The following is a 24,829-nucleotide window of genomic DNA, read 5'->3' on the forward strand; positions in this document are numbered from 1 at the left end:
TTGGGGGACGGGAACGCGTCGCGCGCTCATGGGGCGACGAGCAACTCGGCGATCAATCCGCTCGCGGCGCGTCCGGCGCATTTTCCGGCGAAAGCCCAGAATATCATTTGGCTCTTCATGAACGGCGGGCCAAGCCAGGTCGATACCTGGCAATACAAGCCGGAACTTGAAAAGCACGACGGCCAAGAACTGCCCGGCTTCGACAAGAACACCGGTTTTTTCGTCGAGCAAGTCGGCCCGCTGATGAAGTCGCCCTTCAAGTTCGATCGCCACGGCCAGTCGGGCACCTGGGTCTCGGAGATTTTTCCGAACATGGCCCAGCACGTGGACGACATGGCCTTCTTGCACGGCTGCTTCACCGAAACCAACAACCACTCACCAGCGCTGTTCCAGGTCAACACCGGCTTCAGTCGCATGGGCTTTCCCAGCGTCGGCGCTTGGGTGACCTATGGTTTGGGATCGGCCAGCCAGAACCTGCCAGCCTTCGTCGTGATGTACGACACGCTCGGGCGCGGGCTACCCAAGGGCTACGCACAAAACTGGGGCGCCGGGTTCCTGCCCGGTATCTTTCAGGGGACGGCGTTAAACGCCCAAGGCGCGCCGATCGACAATCTGGCCCGGCCATCGGGCATCAGCGATGCCGAGCAACAAAACCAACTGGCCCTGTTGAACCGCTTGAATCGCCGCCAGTTGGAGCAGCATCCTGGCGAAGCAGAATTCGCTGCCCGCATCGAAAGTTTCGAGCTGGCGTATCGCATGCAAATGGCAGCGCCCGAAGCTCTCAACGTCGATGGCGAGCCCGAGTCGATCAAGAAACTGTACGGGCTGGAGAATCCGAAGTGTACGCACTTCAGCCGGCAATGCTTGATCGCGCGGCGGATGATCGAGCGCGGCGTCCGCTTCGTGCAGATTTACTCAGGCGGCACCGAGAACGAAAAGAGTTGGGACGGCCATACCAATATCGCCGACAATCACCGCCAGTTCGCCGGCGAGACCGACGTGCCGATCGCGGGCCTGCTTTCCGACCTGAAGCAGCGCGGCTTGCTAGACTCGACGCTGATCGTCTGGAACGGCGAATTCGGCCGCTTGCCGATTGTGCAAAAGGGAGGCACCGGCCGCGACCATAATCCACACGCCTTTACTACCTGGATGACCGGCGGCGGCGTCAAAGGGGGCGTTCATCACGGCGACACCGACGACTTCGGACACAAGGCTGTCTCCGGGCGGGTCAGCATCAACGACCTGCACGCCACGATGTTGCATTTAATGGGGATCGATCACACGCGGTTGACGTATCATTTCAACGGGCGCGATTTCCGGCTGACAGACGTGGCCGGCGAAGTCGTCCGCGAGATCCTGGCATAATCATGCGCCGCGCGCCACATCCCAACTGCGCTTCGCAACAACGTTCGCTGCCGGACGACGGAGGCGGTCCTCCGGAATGCCTGCGCCGCGCGTTTCTTTGGAATCTGGGCGGCGGATTGGGCGGGATTGCGCTCGCCCACTTGTTGGGTCGCGAGGGGCTGCTGGCGGCCGAACCCAGCTCGCCTATGGATCCCGTCCCACGGCAACTCGCTCTCCACGGCGGACTGCATCATCCGGCCCGCGCCAAACGCATGGTGCAGCTGTTCATGTCGGGCGCGGCGAGCCAGTGCGACACGTTCGATTACAAGCCCGAGTTGATCCGCCGTAACGGGCAGCCGTTTGACCCAGGCGAAAAAGTCGAGCTGTTCCAAAGCGATCCGGGCCAGTGCATGCAAAGCCCTTGGGCCTGGCGGCGGTATGGCCAATGCGGCAAGTGGATCAGCGACCTGGTGCCGCACCTGGGTGGATGCGTCGACGAGATGGCGTTCATTCATTCGATGGTCTCGAAATCGAATGTGCATGGACCGGCCACCTTCATGCAAAATTCGGGCTTCGTGCTGCCGGGCTTTCCTGCGATGGGCGCATGGATGAGCTACGGATTGGGCAGCATGAGCGCCGATCTTCCGACATTCGTGGTGCTGCCCGACTCACGAGGTTTCGCGCCCAACGGCCCGGGAAATTGGACGGCCGGGTTCCTACCCGCGGCGCATCAGGGAACCATGATCCGGCCCGGGGCGGTTAATCCGATTGCCGATTTATTTCCGCCAGCCACGGCAAAGTTCATTCGCCCGGAAAGTGAAGCGGCCGGGCTGGAACTACTGGCCCGGCTCAATCGAGCCCACGAAGCCAGCCGGCAGGGCGACTCGCAACTCGACGCGCGCATTCGCTCTTACGAGTTGGCCGCGCGCTTGCAAACGAGCGCGCCCGAGGTCCTGAACCTGGCCGACGAGAGTGCGCGGACACTCGAACAGTATGGCTTGAACCAGCCGGTGACCGAAGACTTTGGACGCAATTGCCTGGTCGCGCGGCGGTTGCTCGAACGGGGCGTGCGATTCGTCCAGGTGTGGAGCGGCGCAGACAATGGGTTTCCGCGGCGCAATTGGGATTCGCACGAGGATATCGCCCGCGACCATGCCACGATGGCGGCCAGCATGGACCAACCGGCCGCGGCCTTGATCATGGATCTCAAAGAGCGCGGCCTGCTGGAAGACACGATCGTGATGTGGACGACCGAGTTCGGCCGCATGCCGTGCGGCCAAGGGACCAAGGGGCGCGATCACAATCCCTTTACGTTTACCACCTGGCTGGCTGGCGGCGGCGTTCGCGGCGGCACCACTTACGGGGCCAGTGACGAGTGGTCGTATAAAGCGGTCGACAATCCTACGTACTGCTACGACGTACACGCCACGATGCTGCACCTATTGGGCATCGACCATACCAAGCTGGTCTATCGCCACAATGGCATCGACCGCCGTTTGACGGACGTACATGGAAACGTGATCAGCGAGCTGCTGGCGTAGGGAACGGCGACGAAACGCTGAACGATGAGTGCGGAACGCTGAATGGTTGATATTTGAGCGTCAGCGCGTTGCCAGATTCTTGCGCGCGATTTCGTGAACCCGCAATCTCGTTAAGTTGCGGCGTCGTCCGATTCGTCCAGGCCATATTCCTTGAGCTTTTTGTGCAGCGTGTTGCGGTTGATTCCCAATCGCGCGGCGGCTTTGATTTGCACATTCTCGCAACTGGCCAGCACCTGGGCGATCAGTTCGCGCTCGACGCGGTTGACGACCTTGGTGTGCAGAGCGTCTTCCTGAGGGCCGGCCGTGGCCAGCGCCTGCTGCACCAATTCGAACGCCAATGTCTCGAGGTCGGGTTCCTTGAAACGCGTCGTGCGCGGTCGGCGTTGGCCGAGGACAGTGTCGGGCAGCAGCTCGGCCGTCAGCTCGTCGCCCGGCGCCATGACCACGGCCCGCTCGATATAGTTCTGCAGCTCGCGGACATTGCCGGGCCAGTGGTAATCTTGCAGCGCATCCATCGCTTTGCGATCGATGTGAACGACGTAGCGATCGTTTTCCTCGTTGTAAGCATTGAGGAAATGACCGATGAGTTCCGGAATATCCTCACGCCGTTCGCGCAGCGGAGGAAGATGGATCGGCACCACGTTCAGGCGATAGTAAAGATCTTCGCGAAAGCGGTCGGCTTCGACCTCTTCCAACAAATCGCGATTGCTAGCTGCGATGACGCGGGTGTCGACGCGGATCGTTTGCGTGTCTCCCACCCGCTCGAACTCGCGTTCTTGCAATACGCGCAGCAGCTTCACTTGTAATTTGGGCGTGGTGGAATTGATCTCGTCGAGAAACACGGTGCCGGTATGGGCCGCCTCGAAGCGACCGGTGCGATTATCGATGGCCCCTGTGAAGGAGCCCCGCACGTGACCGAACAGCTCGCTCTCTAGCAAGCTCTCGGAAAGTGCTCCGCAATTCACGCGCACGAAGGGACCGGTACCGCGCGGGCTGAGTAGATGGACAGCCTTGGCGATCAGCTCCTTGCCGGTGCCCGTTTCGCCCAACAATAGTACCGAGGCGTTGCTCTTGGCCACCTGGCGAGTGAGTCGATAGACCTTGTCCATTGCCGGCCCCGATCCGATGATTCCACGGATCGGCGGGCCCGATGCATTTGTCGCTTCGACAGGTCGGAAGGAACGGCTCATGAGGGGGTTTCCGCGGCATCCGCCGTGGGTAAACCTGGTGGCTGGGGTTTACGGTTACTGCGCAGGCCTGGGTTGCTCGAGCGCCAGCGAATCCGCCTGCGCTCGGGCCTCGATGGAATCCAGGATGCTGGCAAGCACCTGTTGCGTATCCTTACTTTGCGTCTCGCTGGCGTTGTAACGATCGTACTGCCCGAGAATCTCGTCGCTTTTCAACAATGTGCCCACGCGTGACACGCTATCGGCAAAGGCGTGAGCCGCTGCCTGCCGATCGGCAATGGGCGCCACCAGCCGGCTGGCCAGGTTGACCAGGGCGCGCTGGGCACGCGGCGTATCAAGCTTTGCCAAGGCTGCGATGGCCGGCGCGGTGAGGCCCGGCGCGTCGACACCGCTGATCACGGCCGCGTCGAGCTTGCGCAGATCGTAGACGCGTTGCCGCTCGGTGGCTAGGGTCGCGATCCACTCGAGCGCCTTGACGCCTTGCTGGCGGCGTTCGTCGCGGTCGACCTCGCTACGGCCGGCGGCGCGCAATAATCGCGCGACCTCGTACTGCGTGTGCGCCGCGTCGTGGGTCCGCGTCACGGCCACGCACAGCGGATAGCGGGCCGCTAACCGCTCGGCTTTCGGCTTCTCGTCAGCCAATGAGACCAGTGCCAAGGGGATACGCGCGGTGCGGCTATCAGCCCGCAATCGTTGAATGAGTTGACCGGACGTCGGCAGGCCGAGTGCTGTGTCAACTAAAATCAATTCGTAGTCGGCGCCGGTGCGGACGAGCCGAAATACGCCCGCGGCATCTGTCGCAGTGTCGGGCTCGTAACCCAATTGGGCGAGCAAGCCACCCAGGCGGCCCGCCTCGGCCCCTGTCGCCGCGGCAACCAAGGCCCGGGGCGCTCCGGACGAGCGGGCGAAAAACTCCAACGACTCGGCAACCTGACCTGCACCGGGGTAGGGATCGTGCGGAGCGAGTTGCATAATGGCCGACAGTGCGGCGTAGCGCAGGCTGCGATCCGGGTGAACCAGCGCCCGCACAAGCCCGCTGGCCTGTGGACTATGGGCGTAGAGCAAATACTTGTCGTGCGATGCGCCCAATTTCTGCGCGGCCACGGCGGCGGTGGCGGGCTGGTCATCCTCTAAGGCGAAGCTGAGTAGGTCCTGCCAATCGTCGATACTGACATGGGCGAACACATCCTGCGCCTTGGCGATGTGCGCCGCGGCACCGGGCTCGCGCCCTACATAGCCAATCGCCTGAGCGAGTGTCGACAAATACAACCGACGGATGGGCACACTATTTGGCAGCAGCAAATGCGCATCGGTTGCAAGACGTACGGCGGTCAGCAGGGAAGCGGCCGCCGGCGGCACAGACTCGCCGACCAACCGCTTTTTCTGATCGTCCCAGCGCCAGGCGATGGTTGCCGGCTCGGTCTCGGCCGCCGTGCGCCGATCGGGATGGCGAAATCCGCCGAGAATCGTACGAACACACTCGTGCAGCCGAGCGGCTGCCTGGTCTGGATTCGGAGGGCGCGTGAAATAAATGGTTAGTGCCGTGTGCCCGGCGGCTGCGACCTCGGGTGCCGTTCCCGGCGCAAGGGCCGGAGCCAAAAAGTAATCGGCGACCGCCGGATCTTCGATCTGACCCAACACATCTAGAACGTAGACCAGCAGTCGCTTGTCGCTCGATTCGAGCACGGCCACCAAGGGAGCCGCGGACTCAGGACCTAGTTCGACCAGAGTCTGGCAGATTGCGGACGACTCTGCAGCGCGAGCCGGATCGGCCAACGCCGCAACCAGCGCCGCCACGGCGGCACCATCGCCAGGACGCAACGCCGCGACCAGCACCGCATGCTCATGCGGTGTCGCACCGTGCAATTGCTTGACCAACTCTGTCAGGCGCGACGGATCGCGGGCAAAACGTTGGGCGCCGTCCAGGGCCGCGTTACAGAATTGCCCCGAGCCCGGATTCAGTTGCCGCTCGCGCCCCAAGCGCAGCAACACGGCCGAGCCGACTTCTGTCACCAGGTCGGCCATTTGTTCGTCAGTCAGCTTGAGCGCGAGCAGGCGTTGCACGAACGGTTGAGCCAACGCCGGATGTCCGAGATCAACGAGTATCTTCGACGCCCGCACCAACTCGGCCGGAGTTGTTGGATTGGCAGAGAGGAGTGCCTTGATGACGGGATCGTCGGCCGTGCGCGCGCCCACCGGCTTTGCGGCACCGGACAAGGCCTGCGCCGACGCGGCGGTGCAAGACGCCAGGACGCCGAGCAAAACGGCACAACGTAATATCCGGCTGTGAATCATGATGGGCATGCGCTAAGGCTTCTGATCTGCGTGTGGGGCGCTCAATCGTTCGGTCCAATGGGCAATCTGGCGGTCGACCTCGCGGGGGGCCGTCGATCCGTAGCTTTTAAAGGCGGCGATGGCACGATCGACCCCCAATACGTCGTACAAAGATTCGTCGAGCGGCGGATGCACTTCCTGAAATTCGGCCTGCGTCAGACCGGACAGCGGAACACCGCGCTGCATCGCTGTACGCACCAGTCGACCGACGATGTCGTGGGCGGTACGTTGCGGAACATCCTGTTGTATGAGCCACTCCATGAAGGTTGTCGCGTCGAGATAGCCACGGTCGAGCCCGGCGGAAATGGCTGCGCGATTCAGTTCCGCGCCGGCGACCAGCGGCGCCGCCACTTCGAGGCAGGCGGCCACGGTGTCGAAGGAATCGAATACGGCCTCCTTGTCCTCTTGCAGATCGCGGTTATAGGCCAGCGGCAACCCCTTGATCAGCACCAGCAACCGCGTCGTATTTCCGACCAGGCGGGCGGTCTTGCCGCGGACCAGTTCCAGAACGTCTGGATTGATCTTCTGCGGCATGATTGACGAACCGGTGCAGAAGGCCTGCGGCAGTTTGAGAAAATTGAATTCGCTGGTCGACCACAGGATCCATTCCTCGGCCCAAGTGCTGAGGTGCTCGCCGATCAAGGCCAGCGCGAATGCGAACTCCAGGACGAAGTCGCGGTCGCTCGAGGCATCCAGGCTATTGGCCGCCACGGCTTCGAAGCCGAGTCGAGCTGCCACGTCGTCGCGGTCGATCGGCACGCTGGTGCCGGCCAAGGCCGCGGTGCCGAGGGTCAAGACATTCGTGCGGCGGCGGCAATCGGCCAAACGGTCGCGATCGCGGGCAAACTTCTCGCAGTACGCTAGCCAATAGTGGGCAGCCAAGACGGGCTGGGCTCGCTGCGTATGGGTGTAGCCAGGCAAGACGCAATCGCGGTCGGCGCCGCAGCGGCCGAGAAACGCCCGTTGCAGGTCCGCCAGTCGCGCATCAATTATGTCGATTCCGTCACGTACCCACAGACGCAGATCGGTCGAGACCTGGTCGTTGCGGCTGCGTCCGGTGTGCAGCTTGCGGCCGGTGTCGCCGAGTCGGTCGACTAGCGCCCGCTCGATGTGCATGTGGACGTCTTCGAGCTCGACACGGAACTCGAACTGCCCCTGCTCAATCTCGTGGCGAACCTGTTCCAACGCCTGCACAATTTGCTGGCATTCCGAGTTCGAGATCACTGCTACCTTAGCCAGCATTTGGGCGTGAGCGATCGAGGCGCGAATGTCTTGCGCATAGAGTCGCCGATCGAAGCTCACGCTTTCCGTGAACTTCTCGACACGCCGATCCGTCGCGTCGGCAAAGACACCACCCCACGGCTTTTGCGCCACAGTTCCCACGTTTGCAAACTCAGCGTGAAGGCCAGAAAAACGCACCAAAACATTCACTGTAAACGGCTTACGGAAAAGTGTCAACGAGCCTCAGGCAGGCAATGCTGCAAATCTAGGCAGGCCAATGTGACAGGGGGCAAAGCCTTGCTAGCAGCAGTTCGCAGTGGGAGCCCGTTTCTCGGGGACGTACGGAAGGGTTGACTGCCAATACATTGATGGACTATGCATATACCTAGACAGCGGATGTATGGAGCCTGCAATGGAAAACAAACTGATCACCGGCACCGTCGAGATGTTGATGTTAGAAGTGATCTCGAATGGCCGGTCGTACGGTTACGAGATCGTGCAAACGGTGCTCTCGCGCTCGGGAGGCCGATTCGAGCTCAAGGAGGGTAGCCTCTATCCGGCGCTCCATCGCCTGGAGCGACAGAAGCTGCTCAGCGCGTCGTGGGCGGAGTTCGAAGGGCGGCGGCGGAAGTACTACGATATCACGCCTGCCGGGCGCAGCTGGCTGGTGGCGCGCCGGCAGGATTGGCAAGCGTTTGCGTCAGGCGTTAACGGCGTGCTGGGACTGGAGCGCGGAGTTCAACCAGCCTGACAGGGCCCGATGAGACCGGGACGTTTCGGGGTACTAACGCGTGACGGATCCATTCGAAGTTACGACCGGGCTTCCGGCGCCGCGGAATGACGAGCCGCCGGGATTACGCCAGGATATCGCGGATGAGTTGGCTGATCATTTGCAGTGTGCAATGGATCGGGAACGACTGCTGAACGAATCGGCTGCAGATCGTGAGAAGGTAACATTGCATGCGACCCTTGCGCGATTTGGCGACCCGGCCGCGGTCGCGCGCGGCCTATGGCGGGATGCGATGAAGGAGAAAATCATGGCACAGCGGCTCATGTCCGTCATGGTGGTCGTGGCCAGCGCGGCATGCGTGATGTGTGCAGCATTCATGTGGCAGTTGGTGCAATCCAACCGCGAGTCACAACAGAGCCTGCTGGCCGCCCAGCGTGAAATGCTGGCCGCGGCGATCGCTAAGCTCCAGCAATCGGCGGTCGCTGCAGGACCAAGCGAATCGGAACTATGGCAGCTGCTGCGCGTGAAGGTTGTTGATCCCGAGGGCCAGGCAGTTGCCGCCACTGCCACTTGCAGCGGAAAGTCTTTCGGCTCGGGCAACGATATCCACCAACGTGAAGCCACTGATGCCCAAGGCATCGCGGATTTTGGTCGCTTGCCGACCGGCCAATACACCATCTCAGTGCATGTCGACAGCAGCCACGAATTCAGTAGTGGCACAAGTATTATCCTCGGTCCCGGCCGGCCCAGCGAGCTAACAATCAAATGTCCGCTTGAACTGCCTGACCCGGTGGCCGTTCATTTTGCGATATCCCCCCCGGCGAAGCTTGAAACGCAACCGCTGTATTACGTGATCTGGCTCTCACCACGCGGTCGCTCGTTCGCCGGCCAATCTTGGCACTCAGACAATGAGGGTCAAAACAGCGGCGATCGATACGTACTGCTGGACAGTGCCGGCAAAGTACTTGGCGAGCTCTCAACCGATGAAGCGATCCGCCGCGTTTCGTCCGGAGGGGGAGTTGCACTATGCAATGCCGAAGCGATTCCGGCCGATTTAATGCTGCGACCTTGCGCCGGATTTGTTCCGCGCACCTACCAAATTATGTCATTGGCGGCTTACGTCCCGGCAGACGACGCCGAAGTGGAGCACGGCAGTCGTCCAACACTCAAGCTGACAAACTGGCAAGTGCCGTCGCAATCCGTGAACGTCGAAGCGAAGGCCAGCGACAGTGCCGTCTCCGAAGTCATAAAGATCGACTTCGCTAACGCCGATTTTTGGGATGCGATCGAGGAGAAGGTAAAATCCGACGCGCCGTCTACCCCCCCCACTGCCACGGTGCCTGATAGTTGAGTCCCAGGTTTACGATCCGTGACAAGAGCTTTTCGTACGACACGCCAGACTTCTCGGCGGACTCGGCGAAGTCCTCGCCGTATTCCAGGTTCGGATTAGGATTGGCCTCGAGCACATAGACCTTTCCCTCGGCAGTTAGCCTTAGATCCATCCGCGCATAGCCGCTCAGGCTGAGCGTGCGGTAGACCCGTTTGCATAAGTGGGCGATCTGACTGTCCACGGCTGGATCGAGATTCTCGGCCGGCCCCGTCTCGATACCGTGCTTCTTCTGGTAGTCGTGATCCCACTTTACCTTTTCGGTGGCAATCCGCACGGTGTCCTCAGGCATGTTGCGGAAGAACATTTCCCAGGTGGGAAACGTCTCGAGCCGCTGATTGCCGATGACGCCCACGTATAGCTCGCGCCCCTCGATGTATTCCTCGGCGATGGCGTCTGTGGCGGTCTGTTGATGGATGAATTGCACCCGCTCGGTGAGCTTCTCGTCGCTATGGACGACGGACGCCTGCGCGATGCCGACCGAGCCCTCTTCGCTGACGGATTTTACCAACAGTGGAAACTTCAACCGTTTGGGACGTTTGACGACCTTGCCCATGGGGAACACGGCAAAGTCGGGCACACGAATGCGGTGATACGAGAGAATCTTCTTGGTCAGCGCCTTGTCGTGGGCCAGCAGCAATCCGCGTGGATTACAGCCCGTGTACGGCTTGCGCATCAGTTCCAGATAGCCGACGACATGCTGGTCGTACACGGCCACGCCGTGAAACTCTTCGAGCAGATTGAAGGTGACGTCCGGATTCCATTGAGTGATCGCCTCGCGCAGCACGCCGAGATCGCTGCTGAGGCCCAGCGGCCGCACTTCGTGCCCCAAGTTCTGCAGCCCGGCCGAGACATCGTACTCGCTCTTGTAGGGAGCGACTTCCTTGGCGCTGAGTCCCTCGATGCTCTCAGGCGGCACGAGGTCTTCATGCATCAGCACTAAGACGCGCGGTTTCTTCATAGTGCCAGCCGGTGGTGACCCGCGTGGAGATAGTTCATGGTATGTACGGTCAGCAAAACCAGCGCATCGCGCTTGGTCTGCTGATCGGAACGGTGTACCCGCAGTTTTAGCTCGCGACAGCGAGCGATCATCTCCTGCAAAACCTGGTCGATCGTGTACTGGTGGGCCCCCGTCCAGTGCGAGACTAGTTCGCGTAGGTCGGGCCGCAGCCGGCGTAGAAAGGCCGAAGCCGCCGTGCGACCCGAGTGTTCTTTGGCCTCGGAAAACAAGCGCCGCAGGTCGCGATCGTAAACCGCCGCATGCTCGGTGCTATAGCGGGCCCGTTTCTCGTCGTAGTGCTCGCGCAGGGTTTTCTTCAACTGGGCGAGCGAATCGACTTTTTGCCGCGTCCGCACGGGAGGAACCATGTTCGACAGCTGCTTCATCAGCTCGTCGACATAGCGCAGCTTTTTTATCGCCGGCCAGCCGGCGTACTGCGTACGCCAGCGCGAGCCCGGTCGCAGCCACACGGCGAACGATTCGGCAAAATCTTCCGAGGGATGGCTCTGGGCGTACCAGGAATCCAGATGCAGCACGAATCGCTTGCTGTAGGGTTTGGGCGAATAGAATTCCGGATACGGTTGAGTGGAACTGCCGAACAGTGCGCGCCAGCGCTGCCGGCGGTGCAGACGAAAGGCGTTGTCGATGGCATGCCCCACTTCGTGCCGCAGAATGCGCAGGCACCATTGGCGCGTTCCCCCCTCGACTTCCAACATCTGCCGCTGCTCGAGCTTCATCAACCGCGGATGGGCCAGATAGAACGGAATCGCCACGCCGGGCACGCCGTCGGGCGAGAACCATTCTTCAGAGAGCCAATAGGCGGGCCGAAATTTCAGGTTACGGCGGCCCAACTCGTCGTTGATGCGGCCGACGCGTTCTTCCAACATCGACCCTTCGATGCGGACTCCCAGATCGCACAACCGCCAATCGAGCAACTCACGATCGGGCAGGTGCGACCAGGCCGGCTCGCGCACGCGCCGCCGTGGCGCACTCAAGAGGGCGGCGATATGTCGAGACCGGGAACGCACGAGTTGCAAAGTCTCCGTGTTATCGCAGAGCCGCGAGACGCCGAGGGGGGGGCGTGCGCGTGAACGCGACTGTCGTCCGTCGGCACGTTAGCGGGACAAGCCCACGGGGGACATGATGGCCAAAGCTTGCGGCGGCGCAAAGGTCGCCGCAAGGTTAGTCTATCTTATGGATGCTCGCGGCGGCGGCCTGAACGGCCGGCTCTGCCCGAGCGCCACGGGACATTCCTTCGACAAGACGTCCGTACGGGCGGAACTTCAGCATGCCCGGGATGCTGGAAGCCGGCCCAGTGAAATGTTATCATCGGAGGATTTTATGGCTCGACGCGGGGGCGTTCTGGCCTGGTTGCCCGGGCGGACTTGACCCGTCGCGGCCCTGACTTCCCCCTATTGATGGCATTCCTGGCCGCCGCAACGGCGCGACTGGGCCGGTGAACGGATTCAAAGCACATAAGGAACTCCCCGCGGTGGCTCGTCGCAACGACATTCAGAAGATTCTGTTGATTGGCTCAGGACCGATCGTGATCGGCCAGGCCTGCGAGTTCGATTATTCCGGTACTCAGGCTTGCAAGGCGCTGCGTGAGGAAGGTTACGAAGTCGTGCTGGTGAACTCGAATCCGGCCACGATCATGACCGATCCCGAGACGGCCGATCGCACCTACATCGAGCCGCTCACCTGGGAGATCGTCGCCAAGGTCATCGAGGCCGAGCGGCCCGACGCCATTCTGCCGACCTTGGGGGGCCAGACCGGGCTGAACCTGGCGATGGACCTGCACAGGCACGGCGTGCTTGAGCGCTTCGGCGTGGAGATGATCGGCGCCAAGCCCGACGTGATCGACAAGGCCGAGAACCGCCGCCGCTTTGCCGAGGCCATGCGCAAGATTGGCCTGGAAGTTTGCCGCGGCGAGACGATCGGCAATCTCGACGACGCCCGCCGCGTGCTGCAACAGGTCGGGTTGCCGTGCATCGTACGGCCCAGCTTCACGATGGGGGGGAGCGGCTCGTCGATAGCCTACAACCGGGAAGCGTTCGACGACCTGGTCAGCCGCGGCCTCGAGTTGTCACCGATCCACGAAGTATTGATCGAAGAATCGATCATCGGCTGGAAAGAGTACGAGATGGAGGTGATGCGCGATGTCGACGACAACGTCGTAATCATCTGCTCGATCGAGAACTTCGACCCGATGGGGGTCCACACAGGCGATTCGATCACCGTGGCGCCGGCCCAAACGCTTTCTGACAAAGAATATCAGCGGATGCGTGACGCCTCGCAGGCCGTGATCCGTGAGATCGGCGTCGAGACCGGCGGATCGAACATCCAGTTCGCCATCGACCCGCGCTCGGGACGGATGATCGTCGTCGAGATGAATCCGCGCGTCAGCCGCTCTAGCGCCTTGGCCTCGAAGGCCACGGGCTTTCCGATCGCCAAGATCGCCGCCAAGCTGGCCGTCGGCTACCGGCTGCATGAGTTGCCGAACGACATCACGCGCGAAACGATGGCGTGCTTCGAGCCGACCATTGATTACGTGGTCACCAAGATCCCCCGCTTTGCCTTCGAAAAGTTTGCCGAAGCTGATTCGACGCTGACCACGCAGATGAAAAGCGTCGGCGAAACGATGGCCATCGGACGCACATTCAAGGAATCGTTTCAGAAGGCCCTGCGCGGGCTAGAGGTCGGCGCCTTCGGGTTCGGCTGCGACGGCAAGGATCTGTGGGGCACATCTCAGCAACCATCGATCGAAGAGATTCGCGCCAAGCTATCCACGCCCAACCCCGATCGTGTCTGGTATCTGCGCTATGCATTCAAAGCCGGGATGACGATCGACGATATCTATCAGCTGACGGGCATCGATCCCTGGTTCCTGGATAACCTGCTGGGAATTGTGGATTTGGAGAATGAACTGCGCAGTCTCGAATCGCTAGCCAACGTCGACGACGTGCTACTGCGGCGCACCAAGCAGGCCGGTTTTTCCGACCGGCAACTGGCCACGATCTTTGACACGAGCGAAGGAGAAGTCCGCGCCGAGCGCAAGCGACGAGGCATCGTGGCCACCTTCAAGTCGGTGGATACCTGCGCTGCCGAGTTCCAGGCTTACACGCCCTACTACTACTCCACGTACGAGGACGAAGACGAGACGCCCCCCAAGCGGCGTGGCGTCAAGCGGATCGTCGTGCTAGGGGGCGGGCCCAACCGCTTCGGGCAGGGAATTGAATTCGATTATTGCTGCTGCCACGCCAGCTTCGCACTGCGCGAGTTGGGAATCGAGTCGATCATGGTCAACTCGAATCCCGAAACCGTCAGCACCGATTACGACACCAGCGACTTGCTGTTCTTCGAGCCGCTTACGACCGAAGACGTGCTGAACATCTGCGATCGCGTGCAGCCGGACGGCGTGATCGTGCAATTCGGCGGCCAGACGCCGTTGAACCTGTCGCGCGCGCTGGCCACTTGCGGCGTGCCGATCATCGGCACCAGCGTCGACACGATCGAGGACGCCGAAGACCGCGAGAAGTTCCAGCGACTGCTGCACCGGTTGGACCTGCGCCAGCCGGCCAACGCCATCGTGCGTACGATGAACGAGGCCCGCGCCGAGGCGGCCAAAGTCGGCTTTCCGGCCCTGGTGCGGCCCAGCTACGTGCTCGGCGGGCGTGCCATGGAGATTTGCTACGACCAGGCGCAGTTCGAGCGCTATGTGGCCGAGGCGTTTCTCGTCGCCCAGGGGCAACCGGTGCTGATCGACCGGTTCTTGGAAGACGCTATCGAGGTGGATGTCGATGCCGTGGCTGATGGCGAGCGAACCATCGTCGCCGGAATCATGGAACATATCGAAGAAGCGGGCGTCCACTCGGGCGATTCGGCCTGTGCGCTGCCGGCCTACAGCCTGCCCGGCCCGGTGTTGGCCGAAATCCGCGCGGCCACGGAAAAGCTCGCGCGACAGATGCAGGTCAAAGGGTTAATGAACATTCAGTTCGCCGTCAAGAAAGAGGATGACCGGCTTAATGTCTATGTGCTGGAGGTGAATCCGCGTGCCAGCCGCACATCGCCCTTCGTTTCCAAGGCCACCGGCATGCCACTGGCCAAAGTTGCGGCAAAGATCATGGCGGGCGTATCGCTGGCCGAGCAAGGCTATGAAAACGATCCCATCCCCAGCCATGTGTCGGTCAAGGAGAGTGTCTTTCCGTTTATCAAGTTCGCCGGCGTCGATATCGTGCTAGGGCCCGAGATGCGCTCGACCGGTGAAGTCATGGGAATCAGCGATCGGTTTTCGATTGCCTTTGCCAAAAGCCAGTTGGCTGCCGGGGTCGTGCTACCCACGCAAGGGACCATCTTCCTCAGCCTGACGGCGCGCACCAAGAAGTACGTCGTCCCGATCGGGAAGAAGCTGGTGGCCTTGGGTTTCAGCATAGTTGCCACGGCCGGCACGGCGCAGACGCTGGAAGACGCCGGCATCCAGGTGAAGCGCGTCAAGAAGCTGCAAGAAGGGCATCCCAACCTGCTCGATCATTTGATCGACGGACAAATTCATCTGATCATCAACACGCCCAGCGGCAAGGGAGCCCGCACCGACGAGGGGCGCATCCGCGCGGCGGCCGTGGCGCATGGCGTGCCGTGCATCACCACGATCCCCGCGGCCGAAGCCGCGCTGCGGGCGATGGAGGCGCTGCGCGAAGAAGAGTTAACCGTGCAGGCTCTTCAAGATCGCTTTCCGGTCGTCGCCAAAGAAGTCTGAGCAGTGGCAATATTTTGCGCGGCGCGTGGTCGCACGCTTCGCTCGACTGCATGTCGGAACTGGCCCGGGCGCACGAAGTTGCGCATGCCAGCATGGCGACTCTATTCGCTCTGCAAAACTTCCGCATTGCTGCGGGAAATCGCCCTTGACCCCTGGCAGCGATTTACGTAATCTTCCCGCCTCATGAACGCCACGAACGGCAGCAAAACAACGCCGCACGTGACGCCGACAAAGACACAACGATCCACGTGGGAGGGCTCGCACCAGGGGAATGCAAATTCTCTGCGAGCCGACGAAGCGACTACCGCTGGCAAGGACGCTGGCGGGACGCTTCGCTTTTAAGGAGTCGGGAAGCCAAGGTTTTGGCAACCCACCGAGACCGTCGGCAGAGCAACGACACCAGCGACATTCACGGTGCCGTCGACTGCCGAGCTAAGCGACAAGGAAGTTGATTCTTTCGCCGACGAGATCTACTCGGCGACGTTATACCGTACACAACCCTGAACCCCTCAGGTAGACCGCGTCCAATCGCTCCCGGAAAAGGATGGCGTCCTTTGCCCCCCTGGGACCCATTCTTTCCGGGGGTTTTTTTGCGCGCAGGGCGAGGCAGGACCGCCGCAGCAGCGTACGACGCGCACTTTCGGCTGCCGGTTTTCACGCGCCAGCGCTGTCAGGCGCCTTCAGCCGCCATGGTGACATGCTCTTTGGATGCCATATCCACGCGCGAGCGTGGGCATGTGCCCGCTGCTGCTGAGCGCATCAGCATGCTCACACTGACGCGTGAGCATGGCACCCGCTTGCTGGTGGGTGAGCACCATCGGACGAAGATCGAATTGCCGACAATAACCCGTCTTAAGAGACGATTTGTTCGGCTTCCAGGAAGTGCTCGATGCCGTCGGCCTTGGCGATGACGATCACGCCCCCTTCGCTGACGGTAAATCCCCGCGCGCGGTCGTGCTCGTGGTCGTAACCAATTTCGACGCCTGGCGGGATGTGTACGCCCTTGTCGATAATCGCGCGCCGCACCTTTGCGTGGCGGCCGATGTCGACTCCCTCGAAGAGAATGGAATCTTCCACGTGCGCGAAGCTATTGATCCGGCAATTGGTCCCCAGGATCGAGCGTAACACGCTTCCCCCGGAAACGATCGAGCCGGCACAGATGATCGTGTCGAGCGCTTCTCCGCGGCGCGCGTGGGGCCCATCCTCGGCAAACACGAACTTGGGCGGGGGAACGTTCGGCAAATAGGTCCGGATCGGCCAACGCGTGTCGTACATGTTTAGGTCCGGATTGACCGAAACCAGATCCATGTTGGCCTCGAAATAGGCGTCGAGCGTTCCTACGTCGCGCCAATAGGCGTCGCGCTTGCGGTTTTCGTCGCGGAACGGAAACGACCACACGCGGTGCGTCTGCACCAGGCCCGGCAGGATATCCTTGCCGAAATCGTGGGCACTATTGTTGCGGGTCGCGTCGAGGCACAACTGCTCGAAGAGAAACCGGGCCGTGAAAACGTAAATGCCCATTGAGGCCAGGATATGCTGATCGTCGCCGGGAATCGTTTGCGGTACGGCAGGCTTTTCCTGAAAACCGACGATCCGGCCGTCAGCCTCGGTCTGCATGACACCAAAATGGCGTGATTCGCTAGCTGCCACGCGCAAGGCCGCCACCGTGACGTCCGCCTTGCGCTGCTTATGAGCGTTCACCAGCTGCAGGTAATCCATCTTATAGATATGGTCACCGGCCAGAATAACGACGTACTCGGGACGCTCTTTTTCCAGGGTATAGATGTTCTGGTAAACGGCGTCGGCTGTCCCCTGATACCAGTTTTCGTCGATGCGCTGCTGGGGCGGCACGACGTCGATGAATTCCCCGAGCTCGCGGCAAAGATAGCTGCGCCAGCCAAGGTTGATATGCCGATCCAGGCTCATCGCCTTGTACTGGGTCAGCACCAGGATCTTGCGCAACCCACTGTTCAGGCAGTTGGAGAGCGTGAAATCGATGATTCGATAGGCACCGCCAAAGGGCACCGCCGGCTTGGCGCGATCACGCGTAAGCGGCTCCAGGCGCGATCCCTTGCCGCCTGCCAACACAACTGCCAAAACGTTTTCCATCCGTGTGCCTCCCACAGAGGTTGCCTGATGATGCCCTTCTGGTCGGTATCGAGCATCTTACAGACTTCGCCCGCGCCGCTGAAGGGGTTCTGCCCCAAGGAGTTCGATCTCCCTCCCTTGCTGGCACGTGGATCGGACGCGCGGCCCTGATGCGATCATAGCGAACGACCTCGCCCCGGCGTGACGGCCGTCCGAACAACATTGCGATACTGCAAGCGGCCAGTGGCCGATCGCAAGAAGCAGTTTCGACCGTTCAACGCGCGGCCACGGCCACGACATCGGCCCACTGGCGCTGCCAAAGCTCGAAGACCAACAGCGACCACAGGCGATAACTATGATCAAAAACGCCCGACAGATGGTCGTTGACTAGTCGCTCGACGGCGGCCGGCTGGAAATACCCGCGCGATAAAGTCGCCGGGTCGAGCAATACTTCCCGCGTGAAATCGCGCAGCTCGTGGCGAAACCAATGCCCGAGCGGCACCCCGAATCCCATTTTCGGACGTGACAGCAACGAACGTGGCAATAGGTGGCCGAAAGTTTCGCGCAGAATCCGCTTCCCCCTTCCGCGGCGCAACTTCAGGTCGACCGGCATACGGGCGGCCAGCTCGACCACGTGCTGATCCAGGAACGGCGCGCGGCACTCCAATCCGTGGGCCATCGAGGCGATATCGACCTTGGTCATCAGGTCGCACGGCAGATAAGTCACCAGATCGACCAGGCTGGCCGCGGTTACCGGATCGCGTCCGCGCACCCGATTGAACGATTCTTGCAGGAAGTCAAAGGGATCGTGGTCTGGCAGTTGTGCGAGAAAGTCGTCCGAGTACAGGCTCGCTCGCTGCGCTTCGTTGAAGATCGACATCCAGTCGAAATAGCGTCGCTGCCCCGATTCGCCCAGCCCTGCCGCGAAGCGTTTGAATTTGCGCACCAGCGACTTCTGTCGCGGACTGGCCGGCAGGCACTGCCAGAACGAACCCGCCAACAGGCTGCGGACCGGCCCAGGCAGGCGATCAAACAACCCCGCCAATCTAACGGCCTGATAGCGCGTGTATCCTGCAAACAACTCGTCCCCCCCGTCTCCGGACAGGGCCACGGTGACGTGCCGTCGCGTCATTTGCGATACGTAGTAGGTCGGAATCGCCGAACTGTCGGCAAAGGGCTCGTCGTAGTGCCACATCAGCTTCGGCAGCATGGCCATGCCGTCTGGCTCGACGCGTTCTTCGTAATGATCGGTGCCTAGCAGCTTGGCAACTTCGCGCGCATAGCTCGTTTCGTCATACTCGGCGATCGGAAAGCCGATGGAGAATGTCTTCACCCGATCCTGCGAGAGCTGCTGCGCCAGGGCGACCACGATCGAGGAATCGATACCTCCGGAGAGAAACGCACCCAGCGGGACTTCGCTCTGCAGACGTTTTTCCACAGCCCGCGTCAATAGCTCGCGCAGCTCGGCAGAATAATCGGCTGCCGATCGATGCACTTCCTGCGTGAAGTCGGGCGACCAGTACTGGCCCAGCGACAGGGCGCCGTCGCGATAGACGGCGTAATGCGCGGGGGGCAGCTTGCGGATGCCGCGAAAGATCGTGCGCGGATGTGGCACATACTGATAGGCCAGATATTCGTCGACAGCCCGCGGATCGATCTCCCGAGCCACGTCCGGAACTTCCAGCAGGCTCTTGAGCTCGCTGGCAAAGAGCAGTCGCCCTGGCTCTTCGCGATATACGAGCGGTTTTTTTCCCAGCCGATCGCGCGCCAGCACAAGTTGCCGACGGCGTCCGTCCCAAATCGCCAGAGCGAACATGCCCTCGATGTGTTCCAGAAAACCGACGCCTTCATCTTCGTAAAGGTGCACGAGCGTTTCGGTATCGCTGGCCGTGCGAAAGCGGTGGCCTGCACCCTCGAGTCGGCGGTGAAGGTCACGAAAGTTGTAGATTTCTCCGTTGAAGACGATCCAAATGGTCTCGTCTTCGTTGGCCAGCGGCTGGCGACCGCCGGCGACATCGATGATCGACAGTCGACGATGCCCCAGCGCCACGCCGACGGTGGCGCTAGCCCCCTGATTCGTATGTACATCACTCGCATACAGGCCCACGTCGTCGGGTCCGCGGTGGCGCAGCATCTCGGTCATGCGCGCGAGCGTATCGCGCTCGACGCGTAACGCCGGATCGGTCCAAACGGCTCCGGTGATACCACACATGCGAGCGATTCAGTCCCAGTGGGAAACAAAAGACATGTCGAGCCCGGATCGCGCTGACCCAAAGTCCCCGTGCGCTCGAGGGAATGAACGTGCTCGACGGTTATCACTGCCTTACAACTGATCTTACTCTAAATCCGACCACCCGGCCGCGTGGGACGGTGGAAATCGAGCAGGACCGAACCTTGTGAGTTGGACATTTGGTGAGGATAATCGGCGCTAAGCGACCGCCGGCCTTTACTCCCGGATGGTCGCTTATGGTGCAACACCGTTCCAGCCATTTGTCACTGTTGTCACTTGCGAGGTCGATTTGAACGACGACTTCGACATGTATGCGGAGTTGCTGGGGCTTCTCGTTGGTCCGCGCCCTCCGGATTATTACACCTTGCTCGGCGTTGCGCCCTCTGAGACGGACGCTGCGCAGATTCACGCGGCCGCCAAACGGCGCATCACGCGGCTCTCATCCCTACTGCATAGCGAGCGGGCCAAATTCGCGCAGCACCTGATCGGCGAAATCGCCACCGCTCGCGCCGTGCTGACGACCCCCGAGGTAAAAGCTCGCTACGACGCCAAGCTGCGTCAAGCCGCGGATGGACTTCCCGCGGCGCGGCGCGTGCCGGCGGCGGAAATCGATTCTTTGATGCCCCCGACGCCGCTCGAGCAAACCGTGACGATGCCCGAGTTGCCCAAACCTGTCGAGGACGGTGCGCCGCCCCCCACAGTCGAATCCACCGCTCGTTGGGCCAAGACTGTGAGTACACCTCCTGAGCCGCCGAGAGTGCCCGATACGCCGGCCCCGGTAGTACAAGCCAGATTGATTGCCGGGCCAAGTGCGGCATTCCAGGCAAAACAATCGTCGGCGGCCGATTGGCTCCCCCCAGCGTTGCACAACTTGCCGTCGCCGGCAGGCGCGGCCGAGGCAGGAACGCCAGTGGTATGGCCGGCGGACGTACCTTCGGCCGCCGACACAGAGCTGATACCCGCGTTCGACAGCCCTCGTACCCTACGAATGAAAGCCACGGCCCGGCAAAAGCAGAACTCGCACGTCACGCTGATCGCGGTGCTGGCCTGTTCGCTGGTCGCGCTAGTGATCGGAGCCGTAGCTCTGTTCGCCTGGCAGTCTCAACAAAGGGAGCTGGCGCTGCGCGAGAATCGCGCTGCAACCGATGCGACAAACGAGGTGACAACAGATGCGCGTCCGCGTCGGCGTGACGTTGCGGTAGATCGTTCGCCAGTCACCCCATCCGCGCGCCCGCTGCCTGCGGAACTCGGTCGTTCGATTGACGAATCGTCAACGAACCAAGACAGTCGCATTGTCGAGCAGCCAAAAGCGGCCAACCAGTCACTGAAAATGACAGCCACCGCGGCAAACGGCACTGAGAAAATGTTGCCCTCGAAGGAGCCGCCGCCACAGCCGAGCACGGTAGTCCCACCGGCAGACGCGGTGGCTGATCCGGCACAAACGAAGTTGGTCGAAGACGCGCTCGCGGCGGCCCGTCAGGCTCTGGCGGGTCGCGACCTGGAGAAGGCGGACGAGCAATTAGATCTGGCCCTGGTCGAGGCGTCGGCGGATAGCTTGCGCGAGAAGGTCGAAGATGTGAAAACGCTGCGACATTTCGTGGGCGGGTTCTGGAATGCGGTCCACCAGAGCCTGCAATCGCTCGCCACGGGCGCAGAGCTGGTCGTGGACCAGGAAACGATGATCGTCGTCGATGTGCATCGCGATGACGACCGGCTCGTCGTCCGCCGCAGAGGGGCTAACGTCGACTATACGCGGCAACAATTGCCCACCGGTCTGGCCGTGATGCTGGCCGAGCAATGGCTGGCCGACGATGACGTCAACTCGCCGGTGTTTGTCGGCGCGTTTCTCGCCACCTCACCGCACAAAGAAGACATCGAGCGCGGCCATCGCGTCCTGGCCGCGGCCAAGGCCGCGGGATCCGAGGCGGCCGCCAGCGTCCTGACACAATTGGGCCGGTAGCTGATTGGGGTGTTCCGCGGCACCAGGCCACAAAGTCCGCCAATTGATTGCACGACGCTCAGCAGGCTAAAATGGTGCCTTAATCCCGCCTCCGCTAAACGTTACCATGCGGCGTCCGCGCGACGCGACACGCTCCCCCGCGATTCAGGACTGCTTCTTATGCCCTTTTGTCGAAACATCTTGCGTACCGTGTGCGCCCTAACGGCACTTCTGTGGGGCGTGCAGCATGCGGTGGCGCAACGCTCGGCTGAGGAAGAGTTGAAGTCATTGCGTGCCGCCGAGGGACTCGAAGTCTCGCTCTTTGCCTGCGAGCCGTTGATCACGAATCCTGCCGCGATCGACGTCGATACGCACGGACGGGTGTGGGTCGCCGAGATTCAATGGTATCGCGCCGCCGCCAAGGAGCCCGCGGCCGACAAAATCAAAGTGCTCGAAGATACCGATGGCGACGGCCGGGCAGACCGCGCGGTCGTATTCGCCGAAGGGTTGTTTTGCCCCATGAGCATCTGCGTAGCCGGCGACAAAGTCTACGTCGCCTGCAGCCCCGATTTGTGGGTTTACGAAGACAAAGACGGCGACCTGCGGGCCGACGGTCCGCCGCGCAAGGTCCTGACCGGCTTCAAGGGACGTAACCACGACCACGGCGCGCACAGCCTGACACTTGGGCCAGATCACAAATGGTGGATGTCGCACGGCGACGCGGGTTTCGACGTGACCGGAACTGATGGCTCGCACGTGGAGTTCAAGTGGGGCGCCGTGCTGCGCGGCGAGTTGGACGGCAGCCAATTGGAAATGGTCGCTAAGAATTTTCGCAATCCTTACGAAGTATGCGTCAGCTCATTCGGCGAATCGTATCTGAGCGACAACGACAACGACGGCAATTTCAGCGTGCGCATCTGCTGGCTGATGGAGGGGGGCAACTACGGATGGTTCGGGCATCCGCCGGCACGAGTTCCGCGCGAGGTTCCCTTCGGCGAGCATTGGCATTTTCGCGGACATGTGCCCGGCTATGTGCCGGCCACGCTCGTGACCGGCTTCGGTTCCCCCTGCGGAATCTGTTTCTACGAGGGGGATGCTCTGGGTCCCCACTTCAAGAACGCGCCGTTGCACACCGACGCAGGCCCACGCGAAGTGCGGCTCTATAGGCATGAAAAGGTCGGAGCCGGCATGCGCGCGACGAACGAAGTCATCATCTCGAGCAGCGAGGATAAATACTTTCGCCCCGACGACATCTGCACTGCACCCGATGGCAGCTTGTATGTTTCGGACTGGTACGACGGCGGAGTGGGGGGGCACGCCTACAACAATCCTGACCAGGGGCGGATATTCCTGGTGCGGCCACCCGGAAAAAGACTGGCCAAGCCCGGTAAGCCAGGCCCCTACGCATCGATCGACGACGCCATCGCAGGGCTGAAGAGTCCCAACCTGGCAACGCAGTTTCTGGCGCGTGAACGATTATTGACCGAAGGGCAACAAAGCACCGCCGCACTGACGGCGTTGCTCACAGCCGAAGACCCGAACTATCGGGCGCGGGCGCTATGGGTGCTCGACCGCCTCGGGGGTGAAGCCCGGCAGAAAGTGGTCGACCAGCTTCACGACCCATCGGGCAGGATGCGGGCCTTGGCAGCGCGTATTTTGCGACGCCACGGCGAGGAATACCGCGGGCCGCTATTGGCGCTGGTCGACGATTCAGAGATCGAAGTCCGCCGCGAGCTGCTGCTGGCGATGCGCCACTGGCGCGGCACGGACGTTGACGCGGCCCTCTTCAAGTTGGCCTCGGCCTATGACGGAACCGATCGCTATTTGCTCGAGGCGATCAACATCGCGGCAAGCGATAGGCAAAAAGAGCTGGGCCTCGCATTGGCCAAGGCCGCGCGGATTTCTTTCGACAATGTCGACCTGCTACAAGCGCTCGATCCGGATGCGGCCGCGCGGGTTTTATCTCACGGACTACGCCAGACGGGACTGGACGATGCAGCCCGCACTCGACTTTTAATTCGGTTGAGCACGATTCCATCCGTCCGCGCGGGAGAGATCATTCTGTCGGCGGCGCTCGACCGTGAGGCCGGCGCTACGTCGCGCCAGGCGGCGTTATCTGCCGTCACACGGAACTTGCCCGAAGACTGGAAAGAATTAGCAGATCGACCGGAACTTGTTGCCGCGATGGCGCAATTGCTGACGGAACCCGAATTGCAAGCCACGGCGATCGAAATGATCGACAAACAGCACTTGCGGCGTTGCGGCGGCATGTTGTTGGTCGTGGCGTACGATGTCGAGTTGCCGGGTGAGATACGTGCCCGCGCGCTGGCGGCCGCCGCGCGACTCGGTACCGAAGGCGCCATCGCCGCGAACGAATCCGTGCTGCGTGAGTCCAACGCAGAATTGCGGGCCGCGGCGACCAAGGCGCTGGTCGAATTGCAAGCCTGGGGGCCCGTCAAGGCGCTGCTCACGTCTGCTGAAACGCCGACGGCGCTCAAGACGGTCCTCATCGAGCGCGCGACCGACAGCGTGGCCGGTTCGCTGGTGCTTTTGCGATTGATTGAGGAGGGCGCATTGCCGGATGAACTGCGTGCCACGGTCATCGCCCGCACCACGCGCCACGTCGATACCGGCGTTCGCATCCTCTACGAACGGTTTGTCCCCGAGTCCGAGCGCCCCAAACGATTGGGTGCGGCGGTCAAGGCCGACGATATTCTGGCCATGACCGGCGACGAAAACCGCGGTCGCACGATTTTCTTCAAAAGTTCGGCGGCGCGCTGCAAAGCCTGTCATCGCGTCAATGGTTTCGGCAACATCGTCGGACCCGACCTCAGCCAGATCGGCAAGAAATATGAGCGTCGCGCGCTGCTGGAGACGATCTTGGACCCGTCCAAAGCGATCGCTCCGGAGTACATCGTGCATCTGGTCGAGACCACCGGCGGCGAAGTACACGCCGGATTTATCGTCGAACAGAACGATAGCGAGTTGGTGCTCAAAAACGTGGAAGGCAAATCGATTCGCCTGCCGAAGACCGAAGTCGCGACGACACAACCGCAGAAGCAATCCATGATG

The 24,829-nt window shown here is 61.6% G+C and carries 15 protein-coding genes; 8 read left to right on the forward strand and 7 right to left on the reverse strand.

The annotated features are described in order from the left end of the window. On the forward strand, nucleotides 1-1,365 hold a 1,365-nt coding region (locus VGG64_16215), incomplete at its 5' end, for a DUF1501 domain-containing protein (GenBank protein ID HEY1601148.1). A 2-nt stretch (nucleotides 1,366-1,367) separates the two neighbouring features. Next, complete coding sequence (locus tag VGG64_16220; GenBank protein HEY1601149.1) at nucleotides 1,368-2,885, forward strand: DUF1501 domain-containing protein; 1,518 nt, start codon at nucleotides 1,368-1,370, stop codon at nucleotides 2,883-2,885. Nucleotides 2,886-2,995: 110 nt separating this feature from the next. On the opposite strand, the gene VGG64_16225 is transcribed toward VGG64_16220, so the two are convergent. The 3 genes from VGG64_16225 to argH are packed head-to-tail and all read right to left on the reverse strand — an operon-like array spanning nucleotide 2,996 to nucleotide 7,780. Continuing rightward, nucleotides 2,996-4,075 (reverse strand): sigma-54 dependent transcriptional regulator, encoded by a 1,080-nt coding sequence (locus VGG64_16225; GenBank protein HEY1601150.1) that lies wholly within the window; start codon nucleotides 4,073-4,075, stop codon nucleotides 2,996-2,998. Between the two features lie 54 nt (nucleotides 4,076-4,129). Beyond that, nucleotides 4,130-6,376: a hypothetical protein gene (locus VGG64_16230; GenBank protein HEY1601151.1), complete on the reverse strand. Its 2,247-nt coding sequence runs from the start codon at nucleotides 6,374-6,376 to the stop codon at nucleotides 4,130-4,132. A 3-nt stretch (nucleotides 6,377-6,379) separates the two neighbouring features. Beyond that, nucleotides 6,380-7,780 carry an argininosuccinate lyase gene (gene argH / locus VGG64_16235; GenBank protein HEY1601152.1) on the reverse strand — a complete coding sequence of 467 codons (1,401 nt, stop codon included), beginning with the start codon at nucleotides 7,778-7,780 and terminating at the stop codon, nucleotides 6,380-6,382. 259 nt (nucleotides 7,781-8,039) lie between these two features. Here argH and VGG64_16240 point away from each other — a divergent pair, with 259 nt between their 5' ends. Both VGG64_16240 and VGG64_16245 read left to right on the forward strand, forming a co-directional pair. Next, nucleotides 8,040-8,378, forward strand: coding sequence for a helix-turn-helix transcriptional regulator (locus VGG64_16240; protein ID HEY1601153.1), 339 nt, complete (start codon nucleotides 8,040-8,042; stop codon nucleotides 8,376-8,378). A gap of 40 nt (nucleotides 8,379-8,418) precedes the next feature. Next, a complete protein-coding gene (locus VGG64_16245) occupies nucleotides 8,419-9,708 on the forward strand; it encodes a carboxypeptidase-like regulatory domain-containing protein (GenBank protein HEY1601154.1) in 1,290 nt (429 codons plus the stop codon). On the opposite strand, the gene VGG64_16250 is transcribed toward VGG64_16245, so the two are convergent. Then, complete coding sequence (locus VGG64_16250) at nucleotides 9,674-10,705, reverse strand: ATP-grasp domain-containing protein (protein ID HEY1601155.1); 1,032 nt, start codon at nucleotides 10,703-10,705, stop codon at nucleotides 9,674-9,676. The two genes, VGG64_16245 and VGG64_16250, sit on opposite strands and share 35 nt — an antisense overlap. Continuing rightward, nucleotides 10,702-11,772, reverse strand: coding sequence for a putative zinc-binding metallopeptidase (locus VGG64_16255; GenBank protein ID HEY1601156.1), 1,071 nt, complete (start codon nucleotides 11,770-11,772; stop codon nucleotides 10,702-10,704). The genes VGG64_16250 and VGG64_16255 overlap by 4 nt, the downstream gene beginning before the upstream one ends. A 464-nt stretch (nucleotides 11,773-12,236) precedes the next feature. On the opposite strand from VGG64_16255, the gene carB reads away from it, so the two are divergent. Continuing rightward, nucleotides 12,237-15,500, forward strand: a complete 3,264-nt coding sequence (gene carB, locus VGG64_16260; protein HEY1601157.1) for a carbamoyl-phosphate synthase large subunit — start codon at nucleotides 12,237-12,239, stop codon at nucleotides 15,498-15,500. 852 nt (nucleotides 15,501-16,352) lie between these two features. Here carB and glgC read toward each other — a convergent pair. Further along, nucleotides 16,353-17,609 carry a glucose-1-phosphate adenylyltransferase gene (gene glgC, locus VGG64_16265; protein HEY1601158.1) on the reverse strand — a complete coding sequence of 419 codons (1,257 nt, stop codon included), beginning with the start codon at nucleotides 17,607-17,609 and terminating at the stop codon, nucleotides 16,353-16,355. Between the two features lie 27 nt (nucleotides 17,610-17,636). On the opposite strand from glgC, the gene VGG64_16270 reads away from it, so the two are divergent. Continuing rightward, nucleotides 17,637-17,759 carry a hypothetical protein gene (locus VGG64_16270; GenBank protein HEY1601159.1) on the forward strand — a complete coding sequence of 41 codons (123 nt, stop codon included), beginning with the start codon at nucleotides 17,637-17,639 and terminating at the stop codon, nucleotides 17,757-17,759. Nucleotides 17,760-17,862: 103 nt separating this feature from the next. Here the strand turns inward: VGG64_16270 and asnB are convergent, their stop codons facing one another. Further along, on the reverse strand, nucleotides 17,863-19,800 hold the full coding sequence (asnB, locus tag VGG64_16275) for an asparagine synthase (glutamine-hydrolyzing) (GenBank protein HEY1601160.1): 1,938 nt from the start codon (nucleotides 19,798-19,800) through the stop codon (nucleotides 17,863-17,865). Nucleotides 19,801-20,107: 307 nt separating this feature from the next. Between asnB and VGG64_16280 the strand changes: the two genes are divergently transcribed. Continuing rightward, nucleotides 20,108-21,778 carry a hypothetical protein gene (locus VGG64_16280; protein ID HEY1601161.1) on the forward strand — a complete coding sequence of 557 codons (1,671 nt, stop codon included), beginning with the start codon at nucleotides 20,108-20,110 and terminating at the stop codon, nucleotides 21,776-21,778. 159 nt (nucleotides 21,779-21,937) lie between these two features. Next, the coding region (locus VGG64_16285; GenBank protein ID HEY1601162.1) for a PVC-type heme-binding CxxCH protein at nucleotides 21,938-24,829 on the forward strand (2,892 nt) is incomplete at its 3' end.

Source organism: Pirellulales bacterium, assembly GCA_036490175.1.
Lineage (GTDB): Bacteria > Planctomycetota > Planctomycetia > Pirellulales > JACPPG01 > JACPPG01.

Bases quoted from the DNA above. Each gene is read 5' to 3' on its own strand.
- VGG64_16230 (HEY1601151.1), bottom strand. From the start codon at position 6,376: ATGCCCATCATGATTCACAGCCGGATATTACGTTGTGCCGTTTTGCTC.
- VGG64_16220 (HEY1601149.1), top strand. From the start codon at position 1,368: ATGCGCCGCGCGCCACATCCCAACTGCGCTTCGCAACAACGTTCGCTG.
- VGG64_16225 (HEY1601150.1), bottom strand. From the start codon at position 4,075: ATGAGCCGTTCCTTCCGACCTGTCGAAGCGACAAATGCATCGGGCCCG.
- asnB (HEY1601160.1), bottom strand. From the start codon at position 19,800: ATGTGTGGTATCACCGGAGCCGTTTGGACCGATCCGGCGTTACGCGTC.
- glgC (HEY1601158.1), bottom strand. From the start codon at position 17,609: ATGGAAAACGTTTTGGCAGTTGTGTTGGCAGGCGGCAAGGGATCGCGC.
- VGG64_16250 (HEY1601155.1), bottom strand. From the start codon at position 10,705: ATGAAGAAACCGCGCGTCTTAGTGCTGATGCATGAAGACCTCGTGCCG.
- VGG64_16240 (HEY1601153.1), top strand. From the start codon at position 8,040: ATGGAAAACAAACTGATCACCGGCACCGTCGAGATGTTGATGTTAGAA.
- VGG64_16270 (HEY1601159.1), top strand. From the start codon at position 17,637: ATGATGCCCTTCTGGTCGGTATCGAGCATCTTACAGACTTCGCCCGCG.